The organism is Microbacterium testaceum, assembly GCF_001476655.1.
In the GTDB taxonomy this organism is placed as follows: Bacteria; Actinomycetota; Actinomycetes; order Actinomycetales; family Microbacteriaceae; genus Microbacterium; species Microbacterium testaceum_C.
In genome coordinates this window covers 1-529 of the sequence record NZ_LDRT01000256.1, presented here as the reverse complement: position 1 = coordinate 529, position 529 = coordinate 1, and the positions used below count along the sequence as shown (strand labels likewise).

General features: G+C 68.4%; 1 protein-coding gene. It reads left to right on the top strand.

Annotated elements, in window-relative coordinates; genetic code table 11:
* Window positions 1-113: 113 nt before the first annotated feature.
* Window positions 114-506, top strand: coding sequence for a DUF3021 domain-containing protein (locus NS220_RS18845; RefSeq protein WP_058625472.1), 393 nt, complete (start codon window positions 114-116; stop codon window positions 504-506).
* Window positions 507-529 lie beyond the last annotated feature (23 nt).

Sequence of the window (529 nt, the reverse complement as noted above, 5' to 3'; positions counted from 1 at the left end):
CCTCCACACCCCGCACCCGCCACCCCACGCGGACCACCCCTCGACACGCCGGACCGCCCGTCTTCCCATGGCATCCCTCGCCGCTACGGAAACGGCCTCCCTAAGCTGGCCGTATGAAGATCCTCCCCGCCGTCCTCCTTCGAGCGGGGATCCCCCTCGTGATCATGACCGCGGTCGGGGTCGCGCTCCTCGTCCAGGGAAAGACCGAGGACGGTCGCGCCACACTCGCGGTCGGCGTCATCGCGGGAGCCGTCTCGGGAGCGTCGGTCGTCTACCAGATCGCGACATGGAGCTTGAGGAAGCAGACTCTCGTCCACTTCGCGCTCATGACGGTCACGGTTCTGCCCGCGCTGCTGTTGAGCGGCTGGTTCGCCCTCGACAGCATCTGGGGCTACATCGGCGTGATCGCGACGTTCCTGGGAGCAGGCATCCTGCTCTGGGTGTTCTTCTTCGTCCTGTTCACGATGGTGCCGGCGCGCCGGAGCAGGCCGCGCACCTCCCGGTAGGGAGCCACGAGGGCTCCCCCGCG

Bases quoted from the DNA above. Each gene is read 5' to 3' on its own strand.
- NS220_RS18845 (WP_058625472.1), top strand. From the start codon at position 114: ATGAAGATCCTCCCCGCCGTCCTCCTTCGAGCGGGGATCCCCCTCGTG.